Here is an 18,795-nt window from a genome sequence, read left to right as displayed (position 1 = left end):
CGCCGGGGCGGCGGGCGCGGCGGGAGCACTGGTGGCCGCGGCCCCCGCGGCCGCGTCACCCGCCGGCTTCACCGGGGCGGCGGCCACGGAGGCGGCCACGCCTGGCTTGTAGTCGGCGAAGAAGTCCCACCAGGCTCGGTCGACCGAGTTCGGGTCCTGGAGGTACTGCTGATAGATCTCGTCGACGAGCCACTCGTTGGGACCGAAGGCAGCGGCAGGGTCCTTGCCCTGCCCGTCTTGGTCGGTCGAGATGCTCGAGCTACTGGGGGACTGTGACGACACGGCGGTAACCGCCCTCTTCCGCTTCACAAGGTGATGGACAGCGGAAATAAAGGCTACGCCTCCCAGGGCGTGAGGTGCAGACCGGGCCCGGCATCCGTCGCGTAAGTCACACTGGATCGATGGTTTCGGCGCTGTAAATGGCGGGAAACAAGCGAGGTTCTGCAACGCCAGATGGCCGCGCGGGTACGTCGGTACGACGTCTACGCGCGGCGGCGCCCCCCGGGTGCCCCGAAGAGGCCCCCGCGAATCGCTTGCTCTCGAACCCTACGTCAACTTCACGCTTCGGGCAGGCCCGGAAGAGTGACCTGGATCCGGCAGCCGCGAGGTGATTCGGCCACCCCGATGTGGCCGCCGTGCAGATCGACCGCCCAGCGCGCGATGGCCAGGCCGAGGCCCGTGCCGCCGTCGTTGCCGGAGCCCTTTCCGGGGGCGCCCGCGTGGCTGCCGCGGTTGAAGCGCTCGAAGACGCGGTGCCACTCCGACTCGGGGATGCCGGGGCCCTCGTCGAGGACCTCCAGGTCCAGGGACTCGGGATAGGGGCCGCGCCGGGCCCGCACGGTCACGCGGCCGTGCGGCGGGCTGTGCTTGACCGCGTTGTCGATGAGGTTCGCCACCACCTGGTGGAGCCGCTCCGCGTCCGCGTGGGCCGTCAGTTCGGGGGGCGAGACGTCGAGGTGGAGATGGACGTCCGTACGCGTGTGGCTGCCGGAGCCCGACGCGATGCCCGCGCGCGCGGAGGCCACCATGTTGGCCTCCTTCAGGACGCCCGACAGGTAGGGCCACACCTCGAAGCGGCGGGCCTTGAGGGGCACGACGCCGTTGTCCAGGCGGGACAGGTCCAGGAGGGTCTCGACGAGCCGTCCCAGGCGCTCGGTCTGTTTCAGGGCCGTGCGCATCGTCTCGGGGTCCGCGGCCGACACGCCGTCGACGACGTTCTCCAGGACGGCGCGCAGCGCCGCGATGGGGGTGCGCAGCTCGTGCGAGACGTTGGCGACGAGCTCCTTGCGCTGGGTGTCCTGGGCCTCCAGGTCGTCGGCCATGGCGTTGATCGTGGAGGCCACGTCGCCCAGCTCGTCGCGCCGGTCGGCGCCGCGCGCCCGGCGCGTGTAGTCGCCGTGCGAGACGGCGCGGGCCACCGCGTTCATCTCGTCCAGCGGGGCGGTGAGGCTGTGCGCCACGAACTGCGTGATGAGGAGCGTGGCGATCACCGAGAAGACCGTGATGAAGCGCAGCTCGGTCTCGGTCTTCATGGCCACGAGGAGCAGGCCCGTGGTGATGAACACCGAGACGACCACGAGAGCGCCGAGCTTGGTCTTGATGGAGAACGGCCGCAGTCCTCCGAAGGGCCCGTGCATCACGTCACCCGCCTCCGGCTCACGGGGTGGGGGTCTCCAGCGCGTATCCCACGCCGTGCACCGTGCGGATCCGCTCGGCCCCGATCTTCCGGCGCAGCGCCTTGATGTGGCTGTCGACGGTGCGGGTGCCGGACGCGTCGGCCCAGTCCCACACCTCGGCGAGCAACTGCTCGCGCGAGAGGACGGCGCGCGGGGTGTTGGCCAGGCAGACCAGCAGGTCGAACTCGGTGGGCGTCAGATGGACGTCCTCGCTGCGCACCCGCACCCGGCGCTGGGCGTGGTCGATCTCCAGCTCGCCCAGGCGCAGGATGCCGCTGCGCGGCGTCGTCGCGGCCAGGGCGGCCCGCTCGACGCGCCGCAGCAGGACGTGCACGCGGGCCGCGAGCTCGCGCATCGAGAACGGCTTGGTCATGTAGTCGTCCGCGCCGACGCCGAGCCCGACCAGCATGTCCGTCTCGTCGTCACGCGCGGTGAGCATGAGGACCGGGACGGGGCGCTGGGCCTGCACCCGGCGGCACACCTCCAGGCCGTCGAAGCCCGGCAGCATGATGTCGAGAATCAGCAGGTCGGGCTGCCACGCCTGGGCGGTGTCGACCGCCGAAGGGCCGTCTCCGGCCGTTTGCACGACGAAACCCTCGGCACGCAGCCGGGCCGCGATGGCGTCGACGATCGTCGGGTCGTCCTCGACCACCAGCACCCGGCGCTGGGCGCCCGGCATCGCCGTGGCGCCGTTGTGGGAGGTGTGTGTCTGCTCCATCGCCCGCCCCTGACACTGATCGCTTGTGTTCGGTCAGCAGAGTACGGGGCGCGAAGGCACCTCGGCTACGCAGCCCGGACGCCGAGGTGGACCACGTCAGGGACGCCTCGGGCAACGGGGATCTCTTCGGTTCGTACCCCCTGGAATCCGGCATTCCGTAGAGCGTCGTCGAAAGCGGACGAGGGCTGGGCGGACCACACGGCGAGCACTCCGCCGGGGTTGAGGCGGGCTTTGCAGGCGGCCAGACCGGCAGGCGAGTAAAGGGAGTTGTTGCCCTCCGTCACCGTCCAGTCGGGGCCGTTGTCGATGTCGAGACAGAGGGCGTCGTACGTCTCGGTGGCTCCGGACATGTACGCGACGAGGTCCGTGTGAAGAATCTGCGCACGTGTGTCGCCGAGCGCGGATCCGGAGAGATCGGCGAGCGGTCCCGCGTGGTGCCAGTCGATGATCGCCTGCTCCCGTTCGACCACGGAGATGCGTCCCCACCTGGGGTCCTCGGCGGCGTGCGCGAGGGAGAAGCCGACGCCGAGGCCGCCGATGAGGAGGGCCGGATCCCGGCGGTCGTCGAGGGCGTCGCGGGCCGCGTCGACGAGGAGGCGCTCCGAGCGGCCGTCGGAGGTGTCCATCAGGAAGCAGCCGTTGGCGATGATCTGCAGCAGCTCACCGTGGCGCCGCAGGACGACCTCGCCGTACGGACCCTCGCGCCGGTCGAGCACGACGGGGGCGGTGGTGTCGGTGTGCATGGCGCACAGCGTATTTCCGCGGGCCCGGCGGCGGGCGGAATTCACGGCCGCCCGTCGGCGGTTCTCCGGTGGGCCGCGGACCGGCGACGCACGAGCCGTCCCGCGGGTTGCCGTGTGAGACGCACCTCACGTGGCGCCCGTCATAGACAAGGCCGGAAAAGAGGGCAAAGGGTGGGGTGGGACGGAAGGAGCGCCTCACCCGTGAACCAGAGCGTGCAGCCCGCCGAGGCCGCGCCCGACGCCGAGACGCCGGGCACCCTGAACGGAATACCGCGGCAGTCGACGCGCAGGCCACCCCGGACGGCGGAGGACCGCGAGCCGGGGACGCCGGAGACGGCGGAACGTTCCGCCGGTGCGTCCGTCCGGCGGCTCCGCCCCTGGCGGCTCCTGCCCACGCCCACCGGCACGCCCTTCACCTTCGGGTACGCCGTGGTGCTCGCCGCCACGTCGCTCCTGACGCAGTACGCCGACCCGGAGCTCGTCGACTCGCTCCTGCACGGTTCGAGCACCGACGTGGCACACCTCTCGCAGAGCCCCGTCCTCGTCCTGGTCGCCAGCGCCCTGTGGATCGCCGGGGGCATCACGTCCCCGTACGCGATCGTCTTCCTGCTGGTGCTCACCGCGCTGGAGCGCCGCATCGGCGGTCTGCGGGCCGCCGGTGTCTTCCTCCTCGGGCACGTCGTCGCCACGCTCGCGACGGAGGTCCCGGTCGGCTTCTCCGTCCTCGCCGGTCATCTGCCCGACAGCTCGCTGCACCGGCTCGACTACGGCATCAGCTTCGGTGTCGCCGCGAGCGTCGGCGCGCTCGCGGGACTCCTCATGCCGTGGCTGCGCTGGACCGTCCTCGTCTGCTTCGGCGGGATGCTGGTCGACGACCTGATCGCGTTCACCGACCCGATGACCAACTGGGGCCACCTGCTCGCGCTGGGGATCGGCGTCCTCACCTGGCCGCTGCTCAGGCGCCGGTCCGAGGCCGCGGCGCGCGCCGCATCGGCCACAGGGCCGGTCCGCCGCCCGGCAGCCGGACCTCGTCGAGCACCGTGAATCCGAAGTGCTCGTAGACCGGGAGGTTCGTCGGCTTGGAGGACTCCAGGTAGACGGGCAGCCCGGCCTCGTCGGCCCGCGCGAGACCTGAGCGCAGCAGGGCGGACCCGTGACCCCGGCCCTGGACGGCGGGATCGGCGCCGAGCACGGCCAGGTACCAGTGCGGCTCCTGGGGCCCGTGCCCCGCGGCGGCCGCGACGGCCTCGCGGAACAGCGGGGCCCGGTCGCCCAGGATCTCCGAGAGCTCCGCGACGGTCTCCGCGTCGGGCGCGGCCTTGTCCTGCGCGCCCGGCGGCACCCAGTAGGCGGCCGCCGCCGAGGTGTGCTCGCAGCGGCCGTGGCGGACGTACTGCCGGGTGAAGAGCGTGGCGAAGTAGCGGCCGAGCCCCGCCTCGCGCCCGGCGTCGGCCGGGAAGAACCAGCGCATCATCGGGTCGTCGTCGAACGCCAGGGCCAGGGTGCGGCCGATCGCCGCGGCGTCGTCGACGCCCGAGGTCCGCGGGGCGGGCGGACCGGTCTGCGGGGCTTGCTGGGTAGGCATGCGGGCCATTCTGCACACGATGATCTTCGTCGCCCCGGCCGGGGTCCCGGCCCGTCCTTCCTGTGATCGCTCACAGCGAACATGCCCCGGGGAACATCTCGAAGCTCACAAGCATTGAGTCGATACAGCTCAACTTGAATGCCGAAAGGGAGATCATGGCTACTGAGTCCACCTCGTACACATCGCTCACTCTGCCTGTGCTGCCGCTCGACGACGAGGTGGTCCTGCCCGGCATGGTGGTCCCGTTCGACCTGTCCGACGCCGATGTGCGCGCGGCGGTGGAGGCCGCACAGGCCGCCGCCCGTTCCCATGGCGACAGCAAGCCGAAGGTGCTGCTTGTTCCGCGGATCGACGGTACGTACGCGTCGACCGGCGTCCTCGGCACCGTCGAGCAGGTCGGCCGCCTCTCCGACGGCGACCCCGGCGCCCTCATCCGCGGCCGGAGCCGCGTGCGCATCGGCGCGGGCACGACCGGCCCCGGCGCCGCCCTCTGGGTGGAGGGCCTGAAGCTCGATGACGCGGTCCCCGAGCCGCTCCCGGGCGCCGTCACCGAGCTCGTCAAGGAGTACAAGGCGCTCGCCACCAGCTGGCTGAAGAAGCGCGGCGCCTGGCAGGTCGTCGACCGGGTCACCCAGATCGACGACGTCTCGGCGCTCGCCGACAACTCCGGCTACTCCCCGTTCCTGACCACCCAGCAGAAGATCCAGCTCCTGGAGACCGAGGACGCGGTCGCCCGCCTCAAGCTCGCCACCGAGCAGCTGCGCGAGCACCTCGCCGAGCAGGACGTCGCCGAGTCCATCGCCAAGGACGTGCAGGAGGGCGTGGACAAGCAGCAGCGCGAGTTCCTGCTGCGGCGGCAGCTCGACGCCGTCCGCAAGGAGCTGCGCGAGCTCAACGGCGACAGCAAGGACGCGGCCGAGGAGTCCGACGACTACCGCGCCCGCGTCGAGGCCGCCGACCTCCCCGAGAAGGTCCGCGAGGCCGCCCTCAAGGAGGTCGACAAGCTGGAGCGCTCCAGCGACCAGTCGCCCGAGGGCTCCTGGATCAGGACCTGGCTGGACACCGTCCTCGAACTGCCCTGGAGCGAGCACACCGAGGACGAGTACGACATCAAGGGTGCCCAGGAGATCCTCGACGCCGAGCACTCCGGACTGCAGGACGTGAAGGAGCGCATCACCGAGTACCTCGCGGTGCGCAAGCGCCGCTCCGACCGCGGCCTCGGCGTCGTCGGCGGCCGCCGCGGCGGCGCGGTGCTCGCCCTGGTGGGCCCGCCCGGCGTCGGCAAGACGAGCCTCGGCGAGTCCGTCGCGCATGCCATGGGCCGCAAGTTCGTGCGGGTCGCGCTCGGCGGCGTACGCGACGAGGCGGAGATCCGCGGCCACCGTCGTACGTACGTGGGCGCGCTGCCCGGACGCATCGTGCGGGCCATCAAGGAGGCCGGGTCCATGAACCCGGTGGTGCTCCTCGACGAGATCGACAAGGTGGGCTCGGACTTCCGGGGCGACCCGGCCGCCGCCCTCCTCGAAGTCCTCGACCCGGCACAGAACCACACCTTCCGGGACCACTACCTGGAGGTGGAGCTGGACCTCAGCGACGTCGTCTTCCTCGCCACCGCCAACGTGCTCGAAGCCATCCCCGAGGCCCTGCTCGACCGCATGGAGCTCGTCAGGCTCGACGGCTACACCGAGGACGAGAAGGTCGTCATCGCCCGCGACCACCTGCTCCCGCGCCAGCTGGAGCGGGCGGGCCTGGACGAGGACGAGGTGGTCCTCGACGAGAGCGCGCTGCGCAAGCTCGCCGGTGAGTACACGCGCGAAGCGGGCGTGCGCAACCTGGAGCGGTCCGTCGCGCGACTGCTGCGCAAGGTCGCGGCCCAGCACGAACTGGGCGACCGCGAGCTGCCGTTCACGGTCACGGACGAGGACCTGCGGGGCCTCATCGGGCGGCCGCACCACGTGCCCGAGTCCGCCCAGGACCCGGCGGAGCGGCGCACGGCGGTGCCGGGCGTGGCGACCGGGCTCGCGGTCACCGGGGCGGGCGGCGACGTGCTCTTCGTGGAGGCGTCGCTCGCGGACCCGGAGACCGGCGCCTCGGGGCTCACCCTCACCGGCCAGCTCGGCGACGTGATGAAGGAGTCGGCGCAGATCGCGCTGAGCTTCCTGCGCTCGCACGGCGCCGAACTGGAGCTGCCCGTCGGCGACCTGAAGGAGCGGGGCGTGCACATCCACTTCCCCGCGGGCGCCGTGCCGAAGGACGGGCCGAGCGCGGGCGTCACCCTGACGACCGCCCTCGCGTCGCTGCTCAGCGGCCGCCTGGTCCGCACGGACGTGGCGATGACCGGTGAGATCTCGCTGACCGGCCGCGTCCTGCCGATCGGCGGCGTCAAGCAGAAGCTGCTCGCCGCGCACCGCGCCGGAATCACCACGGTGATCATCCCGAAGCGGAACGAGGCGGACCTCGACGACGTCCCTGCCGAGGTCCTGGAGAAGCTCGACGTGCACGCGGTCACGGATGTGCGCCAGGTGCTCGAACTGGCCCTCACGGAGGCCGAGGTGAAGGTCCCGGCCGCCGCGTAGGACGGCACGCGGAACCGCACGTGGAACCGCATGTGGAACCGCACATCGGAACGGCGGCCACTCCCGCCCCGGAGTGGCCGCCGTCCGTGCGCTCAGCCGTTGGCGAGCGCCACCACGCGGTCGAGGGCGCCGTTGAACTTGTTGTGGTCACCGACGGTCGGGCCGGACGAGGTGTACTGCCACATCGTCTGGAAGCCCCAGCCGGCCGGGAGTTCGCCCGGGCTCGTGTTGTAGCGGGCGATCCACAGCGGGTTGCTTGCGCCGAAGCCGCTGTAGTTGCCGGTGCACTGCTTCCACCAGCTGGTGGCGGTGTAGATGACGGCGTCGCGGCCGGTGCGGGCCTTGTAGGTGGTCAGGAAGTCACGGATCCAGCTGACCATCGCCGACTGCGACTTGCCGAAGCAGGCCGCGCCGTACGGGTTCCACTCGATGTCCAGCGCGCCCGGCAGCGTCCTGCCGTCGCGCGACCAGCCGCCGCCGCTGCTCGCGAAGTAGTTGGCCTGCGTGGCGCCGCTGGAGGTGTCGGGCGTCGCGAAGTGGTACGCGCCGCGGATCATCCCGACGTTGTACGAACCGTTGTACTGCTGGGTGAAGTAGGGGTTCTTGTACGACGTGCTCTCGGTGGCCTTGACGTAGGCCCACTTCACGCCGCTGTTCCAGAGCGTCTGCCAGGCGACGTTGCCCTGGTGGCTGCTGACGTCGACGCCCTCGGTCTGGGCGGCGTCACCGCCGGTGGGCAGGCCGCCCTGGCCGTCGTGTTCGATGACGCCCTGGCCGAGGCGGGCGGTCCCGCGGTCGGGAACGTCGTCCGCCCGGGCCGCTGTGGGGAGCGTCAGGAGGAGGGAGAGAGCGGAGAGTGCTGCGAGGAGAACCCCCGCCGGCGACAAGCGCGAGCGGCGGGCCGATCCGGGTCTGTGCACGGGCATGTGCGTGCCTCCGAAGGCCTCGGTGGTGCTCGGTGGGGACCTGTCGACATGCAGTGGTGTGAACATGTCACTTGAAAAGCTACGCACGTAGACCGCCGCTAGGGAAGAGGGCCAGAGTTCTGCCGTTGGTCCACTCCTGTGGCGGCGCCACCGGAGCGGCACCGCCCGGACCTTGCGAAATACTGGTCAGACCGCTGTCGCGACGGCCGCGGTGCGAGGGCCTTCCGGCGATAACTTTCAGAATCGGGAAAGCGGGACATGGGTGCTGCAGAAGAGGGCGTGGAGCCCGGCGCGCAGGACGACGTGGAGCACGGTGTCGAGGCGGAGCGGGACGACATCGGGCACGAGGCTCAGGAGGCACAGGGGGAGGACCGCGAGTTCCTCTCCCTGGAACGGGAGTTGTCCCTCCTGATGCGCCGCGCCCGCGCCTCCTCGGGCGAGATGGCACGGCAGGTCCACCCCGACCTGGAGCCCGCGGCGTACGGACTGCTGGTCTGCCTGGACGACTCGGGCCCGCAGCGGGCCACCGATCTCGCGGCCTTCATCGGCGTCGGCAAGGCCACGATGAGCCGCCAGCTGCGGGCGTTGGAGGAGCTGGGCCTGGTCGCGCGCGAGCCCGACCCCGCCGACGGGCGCGCCTGGCTCATCCGGCTCACGCCAGACGGCCGCACCCGCTTCCGTACGGTGCGCGCCGCCCGCCGCGCCCAGTACGTGCGACGGCTCGCCAGCTGGGAGCGGACGGAGGTCTCCGAACTGGCCCGGCTGCTCGGGCGGCTGAACGCGAGCGCGGACACCTGAGCCCGTCGGCCCGGATGCCCGCACCCGCATCGGGGGCGGCGGCTACTTCGCGCCGAAGACGACCGCCAGCGGCTGCTTGTCCTCGTAGACCTCGGAGGGCTCGCTGACGTGGTCGGCGCCGAGGTAGAGCCGCTCACCGGCGAACAGCAGCCGCCGGTCCGTCTCGAAGCGCGCCTCCATCTCGTAGCTCCTGCCCGGGTTCTGCAGGACCTTCGTCTTCTCGAAGGTGGCCGGGTCGATCCGCCAGACCGCGCCGCCGGCCTCGCCGACGATGTTCGCCTCCTGGTACGCGACGACCTTGCCGTCCTCGTCCACGCCCACGGGGATCAGCGCACCCTCGTCGGTCCCCTGGGTGGTGCCCTTCTTCTTCCCGGTCTTCAGGTCGAGGGCGACGACGTCGTTGTCGCCCTCGGAACCGGCGCCCGCGTCCCGGGTGCCGAGGAACAGCGTGCCGGTCTTCTTGTCGACGGCCAGCTGCGAGCAGTTCGTGACGTTCGTGCCGGCGCACTCGGCGTCGTACTTCCCGTACTTGCCGCCCTTCGTGCCGATCGTGGCGAGCAGCTTGCCGCGTGCCGCGGAGTCGTCCAGCGACAGGAACTCGGTGATGCCGGAGCCCCCGGGGGAGTCGCCGTCGTCCACGGCGACCACCAGCGGGTCGGCGGAGACCACGTGCGCGTCCTCGGTGCCCTGCTCGAACTCGTAGGCGGACTTCACCGCGCGCGTCGCGGGGTCGACGGTCTGCAGGGTGAGCCGCGGGTGATCGGTGTCGCCGCAGTCGCGCACCACGACCAGCTTCGCGCCCTCGCCCGCGAAGCCCTTCGCCGGGCACTTCTCGTCCTCGGTGGCGGCGGGCGTCCACAGCGGCTTGCCGCCGGTCGTCCAGCCCGCACTGGCGCTCGTGCCCGCCGCGGCCACGGTGCCGCCGCCGATGGTCACCTCGTCGAACATCTGGCGGTCGCCGTAGCTGTTCAGGCCCTGCTTCTGCCACAGCAGCCTGCCCTTGGTGATGTCGACGAGGCCGACTTCGGTGCAGACCGCGGGGTCGTCCTTGTCGTTCTGGAAGAGGACGGCGACGAGCCCGTCCTCCGTGGCCTGCGGCGAGGACCAGCAGACCTCGCCGCCGAGCGGTATCTCCCACTCTGCCTTTCCGCCGGTCAGCGGATATCCGGATATCTTCTTCAACCCGGCCTTCACGAAATTCTTTTCCGTGGTCCACATTCCCATGGCGCCCGCCATCTCGCTCACCTCGGGTGTGGGCACCTTGCCGAGTAATGCCGCGTCGACGGCCGCCGACTCCGAACCGCCACCGCCCTCGCCGCCGCTCCCGCCGTCCTTCTCGTCCGCACCACAGCCGGTGATGACCAGTGCGGCCGCGAGCGCGGCGCCGAAGATGGCCGCTCTGCGCGACATCCCATTCTCCTTTTGTGCGTGGGCGCACGGCCGGGCATGGCCGTGCGGTCTCCTCGCATTCGATCCTTCCCTTTCCGGGAGCGGAATTTCAACTCCGAATTCCTGATCTCTACTTCAGTTGAAATGTTCCGGAGATGGGGGGAGATGTATTTTCCCGCGAGTGGTGCTGCCTTTCCCTCACCATTCCGCGTACACGACCGCCGCGTCGTCGTGCCGCTTCCCGCGCGGGAAGGCGAGGCGGTCCGGATCCGCGCGCTCCAACTCCCGCACGCGGTCCACCAGATGCTGCGGCCCCTGCTTGCGCAGCAGCGCGAAGCAGTCGGCCCAGTCGCCCTCGCGGAACGTCTCGACCCACCGTCCGGCCCCGTCGGTGAGCGCCGCCACTCCCGTGACGTCCGCCCGCGGCAGCTCTCCGGTGACGGCGCGCAGGGCGGCCGAGGGGTCGGAGGCGGCCGTGAAGAAGCCGTCCTCCGCGTTGCGCAGCGCCTCGACCGCGGCTCCGTAGGCGCGGGCGGCCACGTCCCGCTCGGCGGAGCCGCGCGGCAGGGCGCGCACCTGGTCGCGCAGGGCGTGCACGGTGGGCGGCAGTTCGGCGAGGCGGCGGTCCAGGACGGTGGTCACCTCGCCGTCGTGGCCCGCTATGAGCAGCGCCGAGTCGGACAGGACCAGGTACTCGACGCGCTCCTCGTCCCACCGCACGAGCACCACGGTTGCCTGAGGAGTGCGCGGGTGAGAAAGGTCACAGGTTGAACCATGGGCTTCGGCGGTACGCGTGATGCCGGCCGCCAGGACCTCAGTGAGCGTCATATCCCGTCGTGAAACGGACAGTTCCCCCAGTGCGCCACCGAGTCGCGCGGTGAACCAGGGGACGGAATGCGGACAGCCCACCGACCCCTCGGGTGGTGTCACGCCGTCCAGGAGGACGAGCGATCCGCCCTGTCCGGAAGCGGGAAGCGCGACCGACGCGTAGTCCTCGTTGGGGCGTGCGGGGTCACCGGGCTCGGTGGCGAGTTCGATACGCATTCAGCCAGTCTGCACGAGCCCTTCACAGGGTCCACCAGATGCCGAAAAGGGGGTGAGAACCGGCACTCACGGGTGGGCCGGACGCCGGAATTCGACCGGAATGATCACCTCCGGCAGGGGTGTGGCGGCGCATCCTGCCAAAGCCGGTGGGAGACGTCCAACCGGCGCACCGCAGCGGGCCCGTGGCGGCCGAACCGGGACTTGCCCGCCAACTCCCCGCCGATGTTCACTCCTTCGGGTGGCCAGGCAGGCGATGCGCGACCGCCACCAACCGGCACTGGAAGGGTCAGGAGCCGTACCGGGGGAGCGCTCGCGTTGACAGGTCGTCACCCGGGCCCAAGGGCAGACGAAAAACAAGAATGCGAGCACCGGTGCAGAAGATGCGGCCTCGGCGCAAAGGCAAGCAGACGACCCCGGAAGGGGCCACGCCGGGCGCGACGACTCCAACCGAGCATGCGCCGGAGCGCACGGCCACGGACGCCTCGTCGGGCACCGGTTCGCCGGGCGCGGGCGCGGGTGCGGTTGCCGCGGGTGCGGACTCCCCGGGATCGAAGACGGGTGCCTCCGCCGCGCCCGACGCGTCGGCGCCCCCGGTCAACAAGGCGCCCACCGCACGCGTGCGCAATCGGCTGATTGTCGCCGTCGCGGTCGTGGCCGCCGCCATCGCGGGTGCGGGTGCGCCCGCCGTCGTCGCCGCGTCCGGTGACCTGAACGACACGCAGAGCCTGGTCACCCTCGCCGAACAGACCCAGCAGGCGGTCTCCCTCGGCCACTCGCTCGCCGACGAGCGGGACGAGGTCACCACGTTCATCGCCTCCGGACGGCCGCAGGGCAAGGGCCTCTCCGAGAGCCGCAGCGCCCGCGTGGACCGGCAGATCGACGAGCTCCGCGGCGCCGACGCGCCCGCCGGACTGCGCGCCGACCTCGCCGACATCGCCGCCGTGCGCAGAGCGGCGCTCACCGGCAAGAGCACCGCTCTCGAAGCCCACGAGGCGTACACCAAGGTCATCACCGAACTGCACGGCCTCACCCGCGAGCTGGCCGAGCAGCTGCCCCCCGAGGCCAACCGGGGCGCCCTCGCCCTCTCCGACCTCGACCACGCCGTCGAGCAGGCCGCCGCGGCCCGCGGCCTCCTCCTCGCCGCCCTCGCCCTGCCCCGCCCCACCGGCACCTCCTCCGTCGACCCGGTCACCGGCCTGCCGACCACCCCCACCGGTGAGTCACCGGCCGACGCCCGGCGCCGCGACGAGCTCAGCTCCGCCGCCCAGCAGGCCCGCGTCCGCGAGCTCGCCGCCCTCGCCGACTTCCGCGACGCGGCGGGCGACGCCGCCCGCGCCACGTACGAATCGACCGTCACCGGCTCCGAGGTCGGCACCGCCGAGAAGTACCTGGAACGCCTCACCGACGAGCCCAAGCTCTCCGCGGCCGACCGGCGCTACGACCGCGAGAAGGTCGACGCGGCCCTCTCCGCCCGCATCGAGACGATGCGCGGCGCCGAGTCCGCGCTCGGCGTCGAGCGCACCAAGCACCTCGCCCAGCTGCGCGACGACGACGTCACGGCGCTGGAGATCCGGATCGCGCTCGTCGGCGTCTGCCTGCTCGTCGCCGTCGGCTTCGCGATGGGCACGGCCCGCTCGCTGACCCGCCCGCTCGCCGTCCTGCGCCTCGGCTCGGCCCGCCTCGCGACCGAACCCGCGCCCCAGGAGCCGATCAGGTTCACCGGCCGCGACGACGAGTTCGCCCAGGTCGTACGCTCCGTCAACGCGCTGCACGGCCACGCGGCCGCCCTCACCGAGCGCCTCGCCACCCTCGAATCGGACCGCAAGCACCTCATCGGGCAGCGGCAGTCCATGGCCGACGAGCGCGCGGCGCTGCGCGAGGAACTCGCCGAGGCCTCCGCGCACCTGGAGCGGGTGCGCCAGTCCATCCACGGCACCTTCGTCAACCTCGCCCTGCGCACGCTCGGCCTGGTGGAGCGCCAGCTCGCCGTCATCGAGCACCTGGAGGACCGCGAGCAGGACCCGGACCGGCTCGCCACGCTCTTCAAGCTCGATCACCTCGCCACGGTCATGCGGCGGCACAGCGAGAACCTCCTGGTCCTCGCCGGTGCCGACCACGGCCACCAGCACCCCGGCGCCGTCCCGCTCGTCGACGTCGTGCGCGCGGCGGTCTCCGAGATCGAGCGGTACGAACGCGTCCGCATCGCCACGCTGCCGCCGCACGCCCACGTGGCGGGCTTCGCCGCGGACGACATCAGCCACCTCGCCGCCGAGCTCCTGGAGAACGCGACCTCGTTCTCGCCGCCGGACTCCTCCGTCGAGGTCTCCGGCTGGCTCCTGGAGAACGGCGAGGTGATGCTCTCCGTCCAGGACGAGGGCATCGGCGTCACCCAGGACCGGATGCGGGAGCTCAACTCCCGCCTCGCCGACTTCGATCCCGACGACGCGTACGACCAGGAGAGCGGGGACGGCCTCGGCCTCGGCCTGTACGTCGTCGCGCGGCTCGCGGCCCGGCACGGGGCGCGGGTGCGGCTGCGGGACCAGAAGCAGGGCGGGGTCGCGGCGGTCGTCGTGCTGCCCGAGGGGATCCTCGCGGCGGCCCCGTCGCAGGCCGCGGTGGTCACGCCGCCGCGGTCCGGGGAACCCCTGACCCATCTGCCGGGATCGGAGGCCGAGGCCAACTCCAACGTACTTCCGGGGCGTCTGACCAGCGCATCCGGGGAGGACCCGCTCATCGCGGCGGCCGAGCGGACGCTGGAGACGGCGCTGCCTTCGCCCGCGCCCGCTCCTTCGCCGTCTCCTGAACCGTCACCTTCTGAACCGTCGCCTTCGGCGGAGACGACCATGGAGCTCGCGGCGCCCCCGGCGCCGGAGGCGACCGCCGAGGACCAGGACCCGGAACCCGAGCCCGAAGCAGAGCCCGAGCCCGAGTCCGGGACCGAGACCGGGCCGGAGTCCGAGTCGGAGTCCGCGCCCCCCAAGTGGGAGCGCGTCACCGACAAGGGGCTGCCCAAGCGCACCCCGAAGATCACCGCGCCCGCGGCCGCCGCGCCCAAGCCGCGCACCGGCTCTGTGGACGCCGAAGCACTCCGGCGCCGCCTGGGCGGCTTCCACCAGGGCGCGATCAGCGGCCGACGGGACGTGGAGGCCGAGATCGCCGGGGAAGAACCGACGGCCCGGCCGCCGGAGCAGAACGAACGAGCCGCAGACGTAATGGGGGACCCAGTCGAGGAGGCAAGCAGTTGACTGCGCCCATGCGCACGCCCAGTTCTTCCGCCGAACCCGCCACGTACGGCCTGAGCAGGGAAGCCCGTAACCTGCACTGGCTCCTGACGAACCTGGTGGAGGAGGTGCCCGGGCTCCTCTCCGTCGCGGTCGTCTCGTCCGACGGGCTGCTGCTGCTCTCCTCCGACCCCGGGCGGAACGCCGAACGCCCCGCGGACAAGCCCACCGGCCCCAAGGGCTCCAGCGCCGACCTCGCGACCATCGTCTCCGGGCTCGGCTCCCTCACCCTCGGCGCCGCCAAGCTGATGGACGGCGGAGGGATCAAGCAGACCGTGGTGGCGATGGAAGAGGGCAGCCTCTTCGTCATGGCGGTCAGTGACGGCTCGCTCCTCGGCGTGCACGCCACCCCGGACTGCGACATGAGCGTCGTCGCGTACCACATGGCGCTCTTCGTCGGCCGTGCCGGGCACGTCCTCACCCCCGAACTCCGCAGTGAACTGCGCCAGTCGATGGAGAGTGCCCGATGAGCAGCAAGACGCCGAAGCTGCCGCAGCGCGGCGGCGAACGAAAACCCGCTCGGGTGCGCCCCTACTCGCTGACCGGCGGCCGGACCAGGTTCGGCCACGTCCTGCTCGTCGAGACGTTCGTGGCCAGCAACGCCGCGCTCGAAGGGCCCGACGAGCGCCTCGAACTGCCCAAGGGCACGCTGTCGAGGGTCATGCCGGAGATGCGGGCGATCGTCGAGATCTGCCGCCGCATGCGCACGGTGGCGGAGATCGCCGCGCTCCTCAAGATGCCGCTCGGCGTGGTCCGCGTACTGCTCAGCGACCTCGCCGACCAGGGAAAGATCCGCGTGTACGGAACGGGCCACGGCCCGGGACAGCCCGACCGCGCACTGCTGGAAAGGGTGCTGAGTGGACTCCGCCGTCTCTGAACTCCTCGCGAACGAGGGTCAGTTGCAGGCCTGGCAGACGGACAGGTCACGCGCCCCGATCGCCACGAAGATAGTGGTGGCGGGCGGCTTCGGCGTCGGCAAGACGACGCTGGTGACCGCCGTCTCCGAGATCACGCCCCTCCAGACGGAGGCGCTGATGACCCAGGCGAGCGCCGACACCGACGATCTCACCGCGACCCCGGAGAAGACGACCACCACGGTCGCCATGGACTTCGGCCGCATCACGCTCGACGACGACCTGGTGCTCTACCTCTTCGGCACGCCCGGTCAGCAGCGCTTCTGGTTCATGTGGGACGACCTGGTGCGCGGCGCGATCGGCGCCGTCGTGCTCGCCGACACCCGCCGCCTGTCCGACTGCTTCCCGGCCCTCGACTACTTCGAGAGCTGCGGCCTGCCGTACATCGTGGCCGTCAACCACTTCGACGGCAGCGAGGAGTTCGAGGCGGTCGACGTGCGCGAGGCCTTGACAGTGCCACCGCACATACCGGTACTGATCATGGACGCCAGGCAGCGGATCTCGGTCATCGAGTCACTGCTCTCCCTGGTCGGCCACGCGCTCGACGCGACCCCCGAGTAAGAGACCCGAGGAAGAAGAAGGACCCGCATGCGGAAGATACTTGTCGTCGGAGCCGGCCAGTCCGGACTCCAGATCGCCCTCGGGCTCCAGGCGCAGGGGTACGAGGTCACCCTGATGTCCAACCGCACCGCGGACGAGATCCGGTCCGGCCGGGTCATGTCCACGCAGTGCATGTTCCACACGGCGCTCCAGCACGAGCGCGACATCCAGGCGAACTTCTGGGAGTCGCAGGCCCCGAAGATCGAGGGCGTCGGCGTCTCCGTCGCGGGCCCCGACGGCTCCCGTGCCATCGACTGGGTCGGCAAGCTCGACGGGTACGCCCAGTCCGTCGACCAGCGCGTGAAGATGGCCGGCTGGATGGACACCTTCGCGCAGCGCGGCGGCCAGCTGGTGATCCACGGCGCGGCGGTCTCCGACCTCGACTACTTCTCGCGCACCTACGACCTGGTGCTCGTCTCCGCGGGCAAGGGCGAGCTCGTCTCGATGTTCGAGCGCGACGCGTCCCGCTCGCCGTTCGACGCCCCGCAGCGCGCGCTCTCGGTGGCGTACGTGCACGGCCTCGGCCCGCGCCCCGAGCACCCCGAGTTCGACGCGGTGCGCTGCAACCTGGTGCCCGGCGTCGGCGAGCTCTTCGTCATGCCGACGCTCACCACCTCCGGCCGCGCGGACATCCTCTTCTGGGAGGGCGTCCCCGGCGGCCCGCTCGACGTCTTCCAGGGCGTCAAGGACCCCTCGGAGCACCTGGCGCTCACCCTCGAACTCCTGGAGAAGTTCCTGCCCTGGGAGTACGCGCGCGCCACGAAGGTCGAACTGACCGACGCGGGCGGCACGCTGGCCGGGCGGTACGCCCCCACCGTGCGCAAGCCGATCGGGCGGCTGCCCAGCGGCGGTCTGGTCCTCGGCGTCGCCGATGTCGTCGTCGCCAACGACCCGATCACCGGGCAGGGCTCCAATTCGGCGTCCAAGTGCGCCGCCTCGTACATCGCCTCCATCGTCGAGCACGGCGACAAGCCCTTCGACGGCGACTGGATGCAGTCGGCCTTCGACCGCTACTGGGAGACGGCGCAGCACGTCACCAAGTGGACGAACGCGATGCTGGGCGCCCCGCCGGAGCACGTCCTCGACATCCTCGGCGCGGCCGGTCAGCTCCAGCCGGTCGCCGACCGGTTCGCCAACGGCTTCAACGACCCCGCGGACTTCGAGAACTTCTTCTTCGACCCGGACAAGGCGGCCGCCTACCTGGAGTCGGTCGCGCCCGGCGCCTGAGTCCCGCCGTACCCGAGGTCGCTGCCTGAGGTGGCGCCCGCGGGCAGCTTCGGCGGGGTGTACCCGTGCATGGCCCGGCCCCCGGGGTCGGGCCGCACGGCCCCGAGGACCGGGTTGGCCGCGATCGGGGAGACCTTCACCCGGGAGCCGGGACGCGGTGCCTGGACGACCTTGCCGTCGCCCAGGTACATCGCCACGTGCGTGGCCTCGGGGAAATAGACGACCAGGTCGCCCGGGCGGAGCTTCGTCAGCGGGATGCGGCGCAGCTCGGCCCACTGTCCCTGGCTGGTCCGCGGGATCTCCCGGCCCGCGTGCGCCCAGGCCCGCTGGGTCAGCCCCGAGCAGTCGAACGCCTCGGGTCCCTCGGCACCCCACTTGTAGGGCCGCCCGATCTGCCGTACCGCGTAGTCGAGGGCCGTGCCGCCCTGGCGCGACGGCGGCCGTCCCGCGGGGCTGCCGCCGAGGGCGCCGGAGGCCAGGAACTTCCGCTGGGCCTCGGCCGTGCCCGCCTCCTCCGCCTGCCGCAGCGCGGCCAGCTCGTCGACGGTCAGAGAGGAGAGCAGTTCCTCGACGTCCCGCAGCCGTCCGTCGACCTCGTCCCGCTGCTTCTTCTGCCGGGCGGCGAGGGCGGTCTGGGCGGCGAGGGCCCGCTGCGCGGCGCCCGCGAGGTCGTCGGCCTTCTTCTCGCCGCCCACCAGCCGCCGCATCGTGGCGGCCCGCTCCGCGGCCACCCGCCGGATGACCCGGCCCTGGTCGAGGGCGCGCTGCGGGTCGCGGGCGAGCAGCAGACGCAGATACGGGGAGAGCGTGCCGGTGCCCTGGTACTGCTGGCGGGCGAACCGGCCGGCGTCGCCCCGGCTGTCGCGCACGGAGGCGCGCGCCTTCGCCAGCTTCCGGTCCAGGACCGCCGACCTGGCGCGCTGCTCCTTCAGCTTCTCCTCGGTCGCGTTGTACGTCTCCGAGGTCTCCTCCGCCGAGCGGTACAGCCGCTGAAGATCCGTCAGGAGCTCGGCGACGGGGCGTTCTCCCGGTTCCGGGGCCGCGTGGGCGGGGGGAGCGGTTGTGCACAGGGCGCCGAGGGCGGCCCCGGTGCAGACCCACCGCAGCAGTGTGCCTGACACGTCATCACCTCCGGTGCGCGGAGGGCTTTCCTGCGCGCAGGGCGAGCATCAGGCCCCGGCGCGGGGGGCGCCTCCCGGCGGGGGCGGTCGGCGCAACTTGGGTCACCCCTGGAGGGGGCGTCGGCGTGGCACGTTGCGTCGCATGTCTGCGGGTCGGTGGGGGCTGGTCGCGCAGTTCCCCGCGCCCCTGAAACGCC

Annotated in this window: 17 protein-coding genes; 8 read left to right on the top strand and 9 right to left on the bottom strand. The window is 71.8% G+C overall.

Annotated elements, in window-relative coordinates; genetic code table 11:
* From AOK03_RS43240 to AOK03_RS31740, 4 genes are all read right to left on the bottom strand, one after another.
* A partial coding sequence (locus tag AOK03_RS43240; RefSeq protein ID WP_167355660.1) for a 2-oxoglutarate dehydrogenase E1 subunit family protein occupies positions 1 to 282 on the bottom strand: 282 nt, incomplete at its 3' end.
* A 275-nt stretch (positions 283 to 557) separates the two neighbouring features.
* On the bottom strand, positions 558 to 1,637 hold the full coding sequence (locus tag AOK03_RS31750) for a HAMP domain-containing sensor histidine kinase (RefSeq protein WP_055568829.1): 1,080 nt from the start codon (positions 1,635 to 1,637) through the stop codon (positions 558 to 560).
* Between the two features lie 19 nt (positions 1,638 to 1,656).
* Positions 1,657 to 2,394, bottom strand: a complete 738-nt coding sequence (locus tag AOK03_RS31745; protein WP_055568825.1) for a response regulator transcription factor — start codon at positions 2,392 to 2,394, stop codon at positions 1,657 to 1,659.
* Between the two features lie 65 nt (positions 2,395 to 2,459).
* Complete coding sequence (locus AOK03_RS31740) at positions 2,460 to 3,137, bottom strand: spermidine synthase family protein (protein ID WP_055568824.1); 678 nt, start codon at positions 3,135 to 3,137, stop codon at positions 2,460 to 2,462.
* Positions 3,138 to 3,338: 201 nt separating this feature from the next.
* On the opposite strand from AOK03_RS31740, the gene AOK03_RS31735 reads away from it, so the two are divergent.
* Positions 3,339 to 4,181: a rhomboid-like protein gene (locus AOK03_RS31735; RefSeq protein ID WP_244177826.1), complete on the top strand. Its 843-nt coding sequence runs from the start codon at positions 3,339 to 3,341 to the stop codon at positions 4,179 to 4,181.
* On the opposite strand, the gene AOK03_RS31730 is transcribed toward AOK03_RS31735, so the two are convergent.
* Positions 4,093 to 4,722 (bottom strand): GNAT family N-acetyltransferase, encoded by a 630-nt coding sequence (locus AOK03_RS31730; protein WP_107098163.1) that lies wholly within the window; start codon positions 4,720 to 4,722, stop codon positions 4,093 to 4,095. The two genes, AOK03_RS31735 and AOK03_RS31730, sit on opposite strands and share 89 nt — an antisense overlap.
* A 155-nt stretch (positions 4,723 to 4,877) precedes the next feature.
* Here AOK03_RS31730 and lon point away from each other — a divergent pair, with 155 nt between their 5' ends.
* Positions 4,878 to 7,298 carry an endopeptidase La gene (lon, locus tag AOK03_RS31725; protein ID WP_055568822.1) on the top strand — a complete coding sequence of 807 codons (2,421 nt, stop codon included), beginning with the start codon at positions 4,878 to 4,880 and terminating at the stop codon, positions 7,296 to 7,298.
* Positions 7,299 to 7,390: 92 nt separating this feature from the next.
* On the opposite strand, the gene AOK03_RS31720 is transcribed toward lon, so the two are convergent.
* Positions 7,391 to 8,224: a lysozyme gene (locus AOK03_RS31720; protein ID WP_055568821.1), complete on the bottom strand. Its 834-nt coding sequence runs from the start codon at positions 8,222 to 8,224 to the stop codon at positions 7,391 to 7,393.
* Positions 8,225 to 8,482: 258 nt separating this feature from the next.
* Here AOK03_RS31720 and AOK03_RS31715 point away from each other — a divergent pair, with 258 nt between their 5' ends.
* Positions 8,483 to 9,022: a MarR family winged helix-turn-helix transcriptional regulator gene (locus tag AOK03_RS31715; protein WP_079075070.1), complete on the top strand. Its 540-nt coding sequence runs from the start codon at positions 8,483 to 8,485 to the stop codon at positions 9,020 to 9,022.
* A 42-nt stretch (positions 9,023 to 9,064) separates the two neighbouring features.
* Here the strand turns inward: AOK03_RS31715 and AOK03_RS31710 are convergent, their stop codons facing one another.
* Together AOK03_RS31710 and AOK03_RS31705 are read right to left on the bottom strand one after the other, a co-directional pair.
* Positions 9,065 to 10,432 carry a YncE family protein gene (locus AOK03_RS31710; protein ID WP_055568820.1) on the bottom strand — a complete coding sequence of 456 codons (1,368 nt, stop codon included), beginning with the start codon at positions 10,430 to 10,432 and terminating at the stop codon, positions 9,065 to 9,067.
* 177 nt (positions 10,433 to 10,609) lie between these two features.
* Positions 10,610 to 11,455: a protein phosphatase 2C domain-containing protein gene (locus AOK03_RS31705; RefSeq protein ID WP_055568819.1), complete on the bottom strand. Its 846-nt coding sequence runs from the start codon at positions 11,453 to 11,455 to the stop codon at positions 10,610 to 10,612.
* Between the two features lie 359 nt (positions 11,456 to 11,814).
* Between AOK03_RS31705 and AOK03_RS31700 the strand changes: the two genes are divergently transcribed.
* From AOK03_RS31700 to AOK03_RS31680, 5 genes are read left to right on the top strand one after another with little or no spacing between them, the layout of a single operon-like run.
* The gene (locus AOK03_RS31700; protein WP_425264429.1) at positions 11,815 to 14,700 is read left to right on the top strand and encodes a sensor histidine kinase; all 2,886 of its coding nucleotides are present in this window, start codon (positions 11,815 to 11,817) and stop codon (positions 14,698 to 14,700) included.
* An 8-nt stretch (positions 14,701 to 14,708) separates the two neighbouring features.
* On the top strand, positions 14,709 to 15,206 hold the full coding sequence (locus AOK03_RS31695) for a roadblock/LC7 domain-containing protein (RefSeq protein ID WP_055568818.1): 498 nt from the start codon (positions 14,709 to 14,711) through the stop codon (positions 15,204 to 15,206).
* Entirely contained in the window at positions 15,203 to 15,613 is a 411-nt protein-coding gene (locus AOK03_RS31690) for a DUF742 domain-containing protein (RefSeq protein ID WP_055568817.1), read from the top strand. Before AOK03_RS31695 ends, AOK03_RS31690 begins: the two co-directional genes overlap by 4 nt.
* Complete coding sequence (locus AOK03_RS31685) at positions 15,594 to 16,211, top strand: GTP-binding protein (protein WP_055568816.1); 618 nt, start codon at positions 15,594 to 15,596, stop codon at positions 16,209 to 16,211. The genes AOK03_RS31690 and AOK03_RS31685 overlap by 20 nt, the downstream gene beginning before the upstream one ends.
* A 27-nt stretch (positions 16,212 to 16,238) precedes the next feature.
* The gene (locus tag AOK03_RS31680) at positions 16,239 to 17,477 is read left to right on the top strand and encodes a styrene monooxygenase/indole monooxygenase family protein (RefSeq protein ID WP_055568815.1); all 1,239 of its coding nucleotides are present in this window, start codon (positions 16,239 to 16,241) and stop codon (positions 17,475 to 17,477) included.
* Here the strand turns inward: AOK03_RS31680 and AOK03_RS31675 are convergent.
* Positions 17,447 to 18,598 (bottom strand): C40 family peptidase, encoded by a 1,152-nt coding sequence (locus AOK03_RS31675; protein ID WP_055568814.1) that lies wholly within the window; start codon positions 18,596 to 18,598, stop codon positions 17,447 to 17,449. The genes AOK03_RS31680 and AOK03_RS31675 overlap by 31 nt on opposite strands.
* Between the last annotated feature and the right edge of the window lie 197 nt (positions 18,599 to 18,795).

Source organism: Streptomyces atriruber (assembly GCF_001418325.1).
In the GTDB taxonomy this organism is placed as follows: Bacteria; Actinomycetota; Actinomycetes; order Streptomycetales; family Streptomycetaceae; genus Streptomyces; species Streptomyces atriruber.
This window is presented reverse-complemented; position numbering and strand designations above follow the sequence as displayed.

Coding starts and splice junctions, on each gene's coding strand:
- AOK03_RS31750 (WP_055568829.1), bottom strand. CDS start 1,637: ATGCACGGGCCCTTCGGAGGACTGCGGCCGTTCTCCATCAAGACCAAG.
- AOK03_RS31745 (WP_055568825.1), bottom strand. CDS start 2,394: ATGGAGCAGACACACACCTCCCACAACGGCGCCACGGCGATGCCGGGC.
- AOK03_RS31740 (WP_055568824.1), bottom strand. CDS start 3,137: ATGCACACCGACACCACCGCCCCCGTCGTGCTCGACCGGCGCGAGGGT.
- AOK03_RS31730 (WP_107098163.1), bottom strand. CDS start 4,722: ATGCCTACCCAGCAAGCCCCGCAGACCGGTCCGCCCGCCCCGCGGACC.
- lon (WP_055568822.1), top strand. CDS start 4,878: ATGGCTACTGAGTCCACCTCGTACACATCGCTCACTCTGCCTGTGCTG.
- AOK03_RS31720 (WP_055568821.1), bottom strand. CDS start 8,224: ATGCCCGTGCACAGACCCGGATCGGCCCGCCGCTCGCGCTTGTCGCCG.
- AOK03_RS31715 (WP_079075070.1), top strand. CDS start 8,483: ATGGGTGCTGCAGAAGAGGGCGTGGAGCCCGGCGCGCAGGACGACGTG.
- AOK03_RS31710 (WP_055568820.1), bottom strand. CDS start 10,432: ATGTCGCGCAGAGCGGCCATCTTCGGCGCCGCGCTCGCGGCCGCACTG.
- AOK03_RS31705 (WP_055568819.1), bottom strand. CDS start 11,455: ATGCGTATCGAACTCGCCACCGAGCCCGGTGACCCCGCACGCCCCAAC.
- AOK03_RS31700 (WP_425264429.1), top strand. CDS start 11,815: ATGCGAGCACCGGTGCAGAAGATGCGGCCTCGGCGCAAAGGCAAGCAG.
- AOK03_RS31695 (WP_055568818.1), top strand. CDS start 14,709: ATGCGCACGCCCAGTTCTTCCGCCGAACCCGCCACGTACGGCCTGAGC.
- AOK03_RS31690 (WP_055568817.1), top strand. CDS start 15,203: ATGAGCAGCAAGACGCCGAAGCTGCCGCAGCGCGGCGGCGAACGAAAA.
- AOK03_RS31680 (WP_055568815.1), top strand. CDS start 16,239: ATGCGGAAGATACTTGTCGTCGGAGCCGGCCAGTCCGGACTCCAGATC.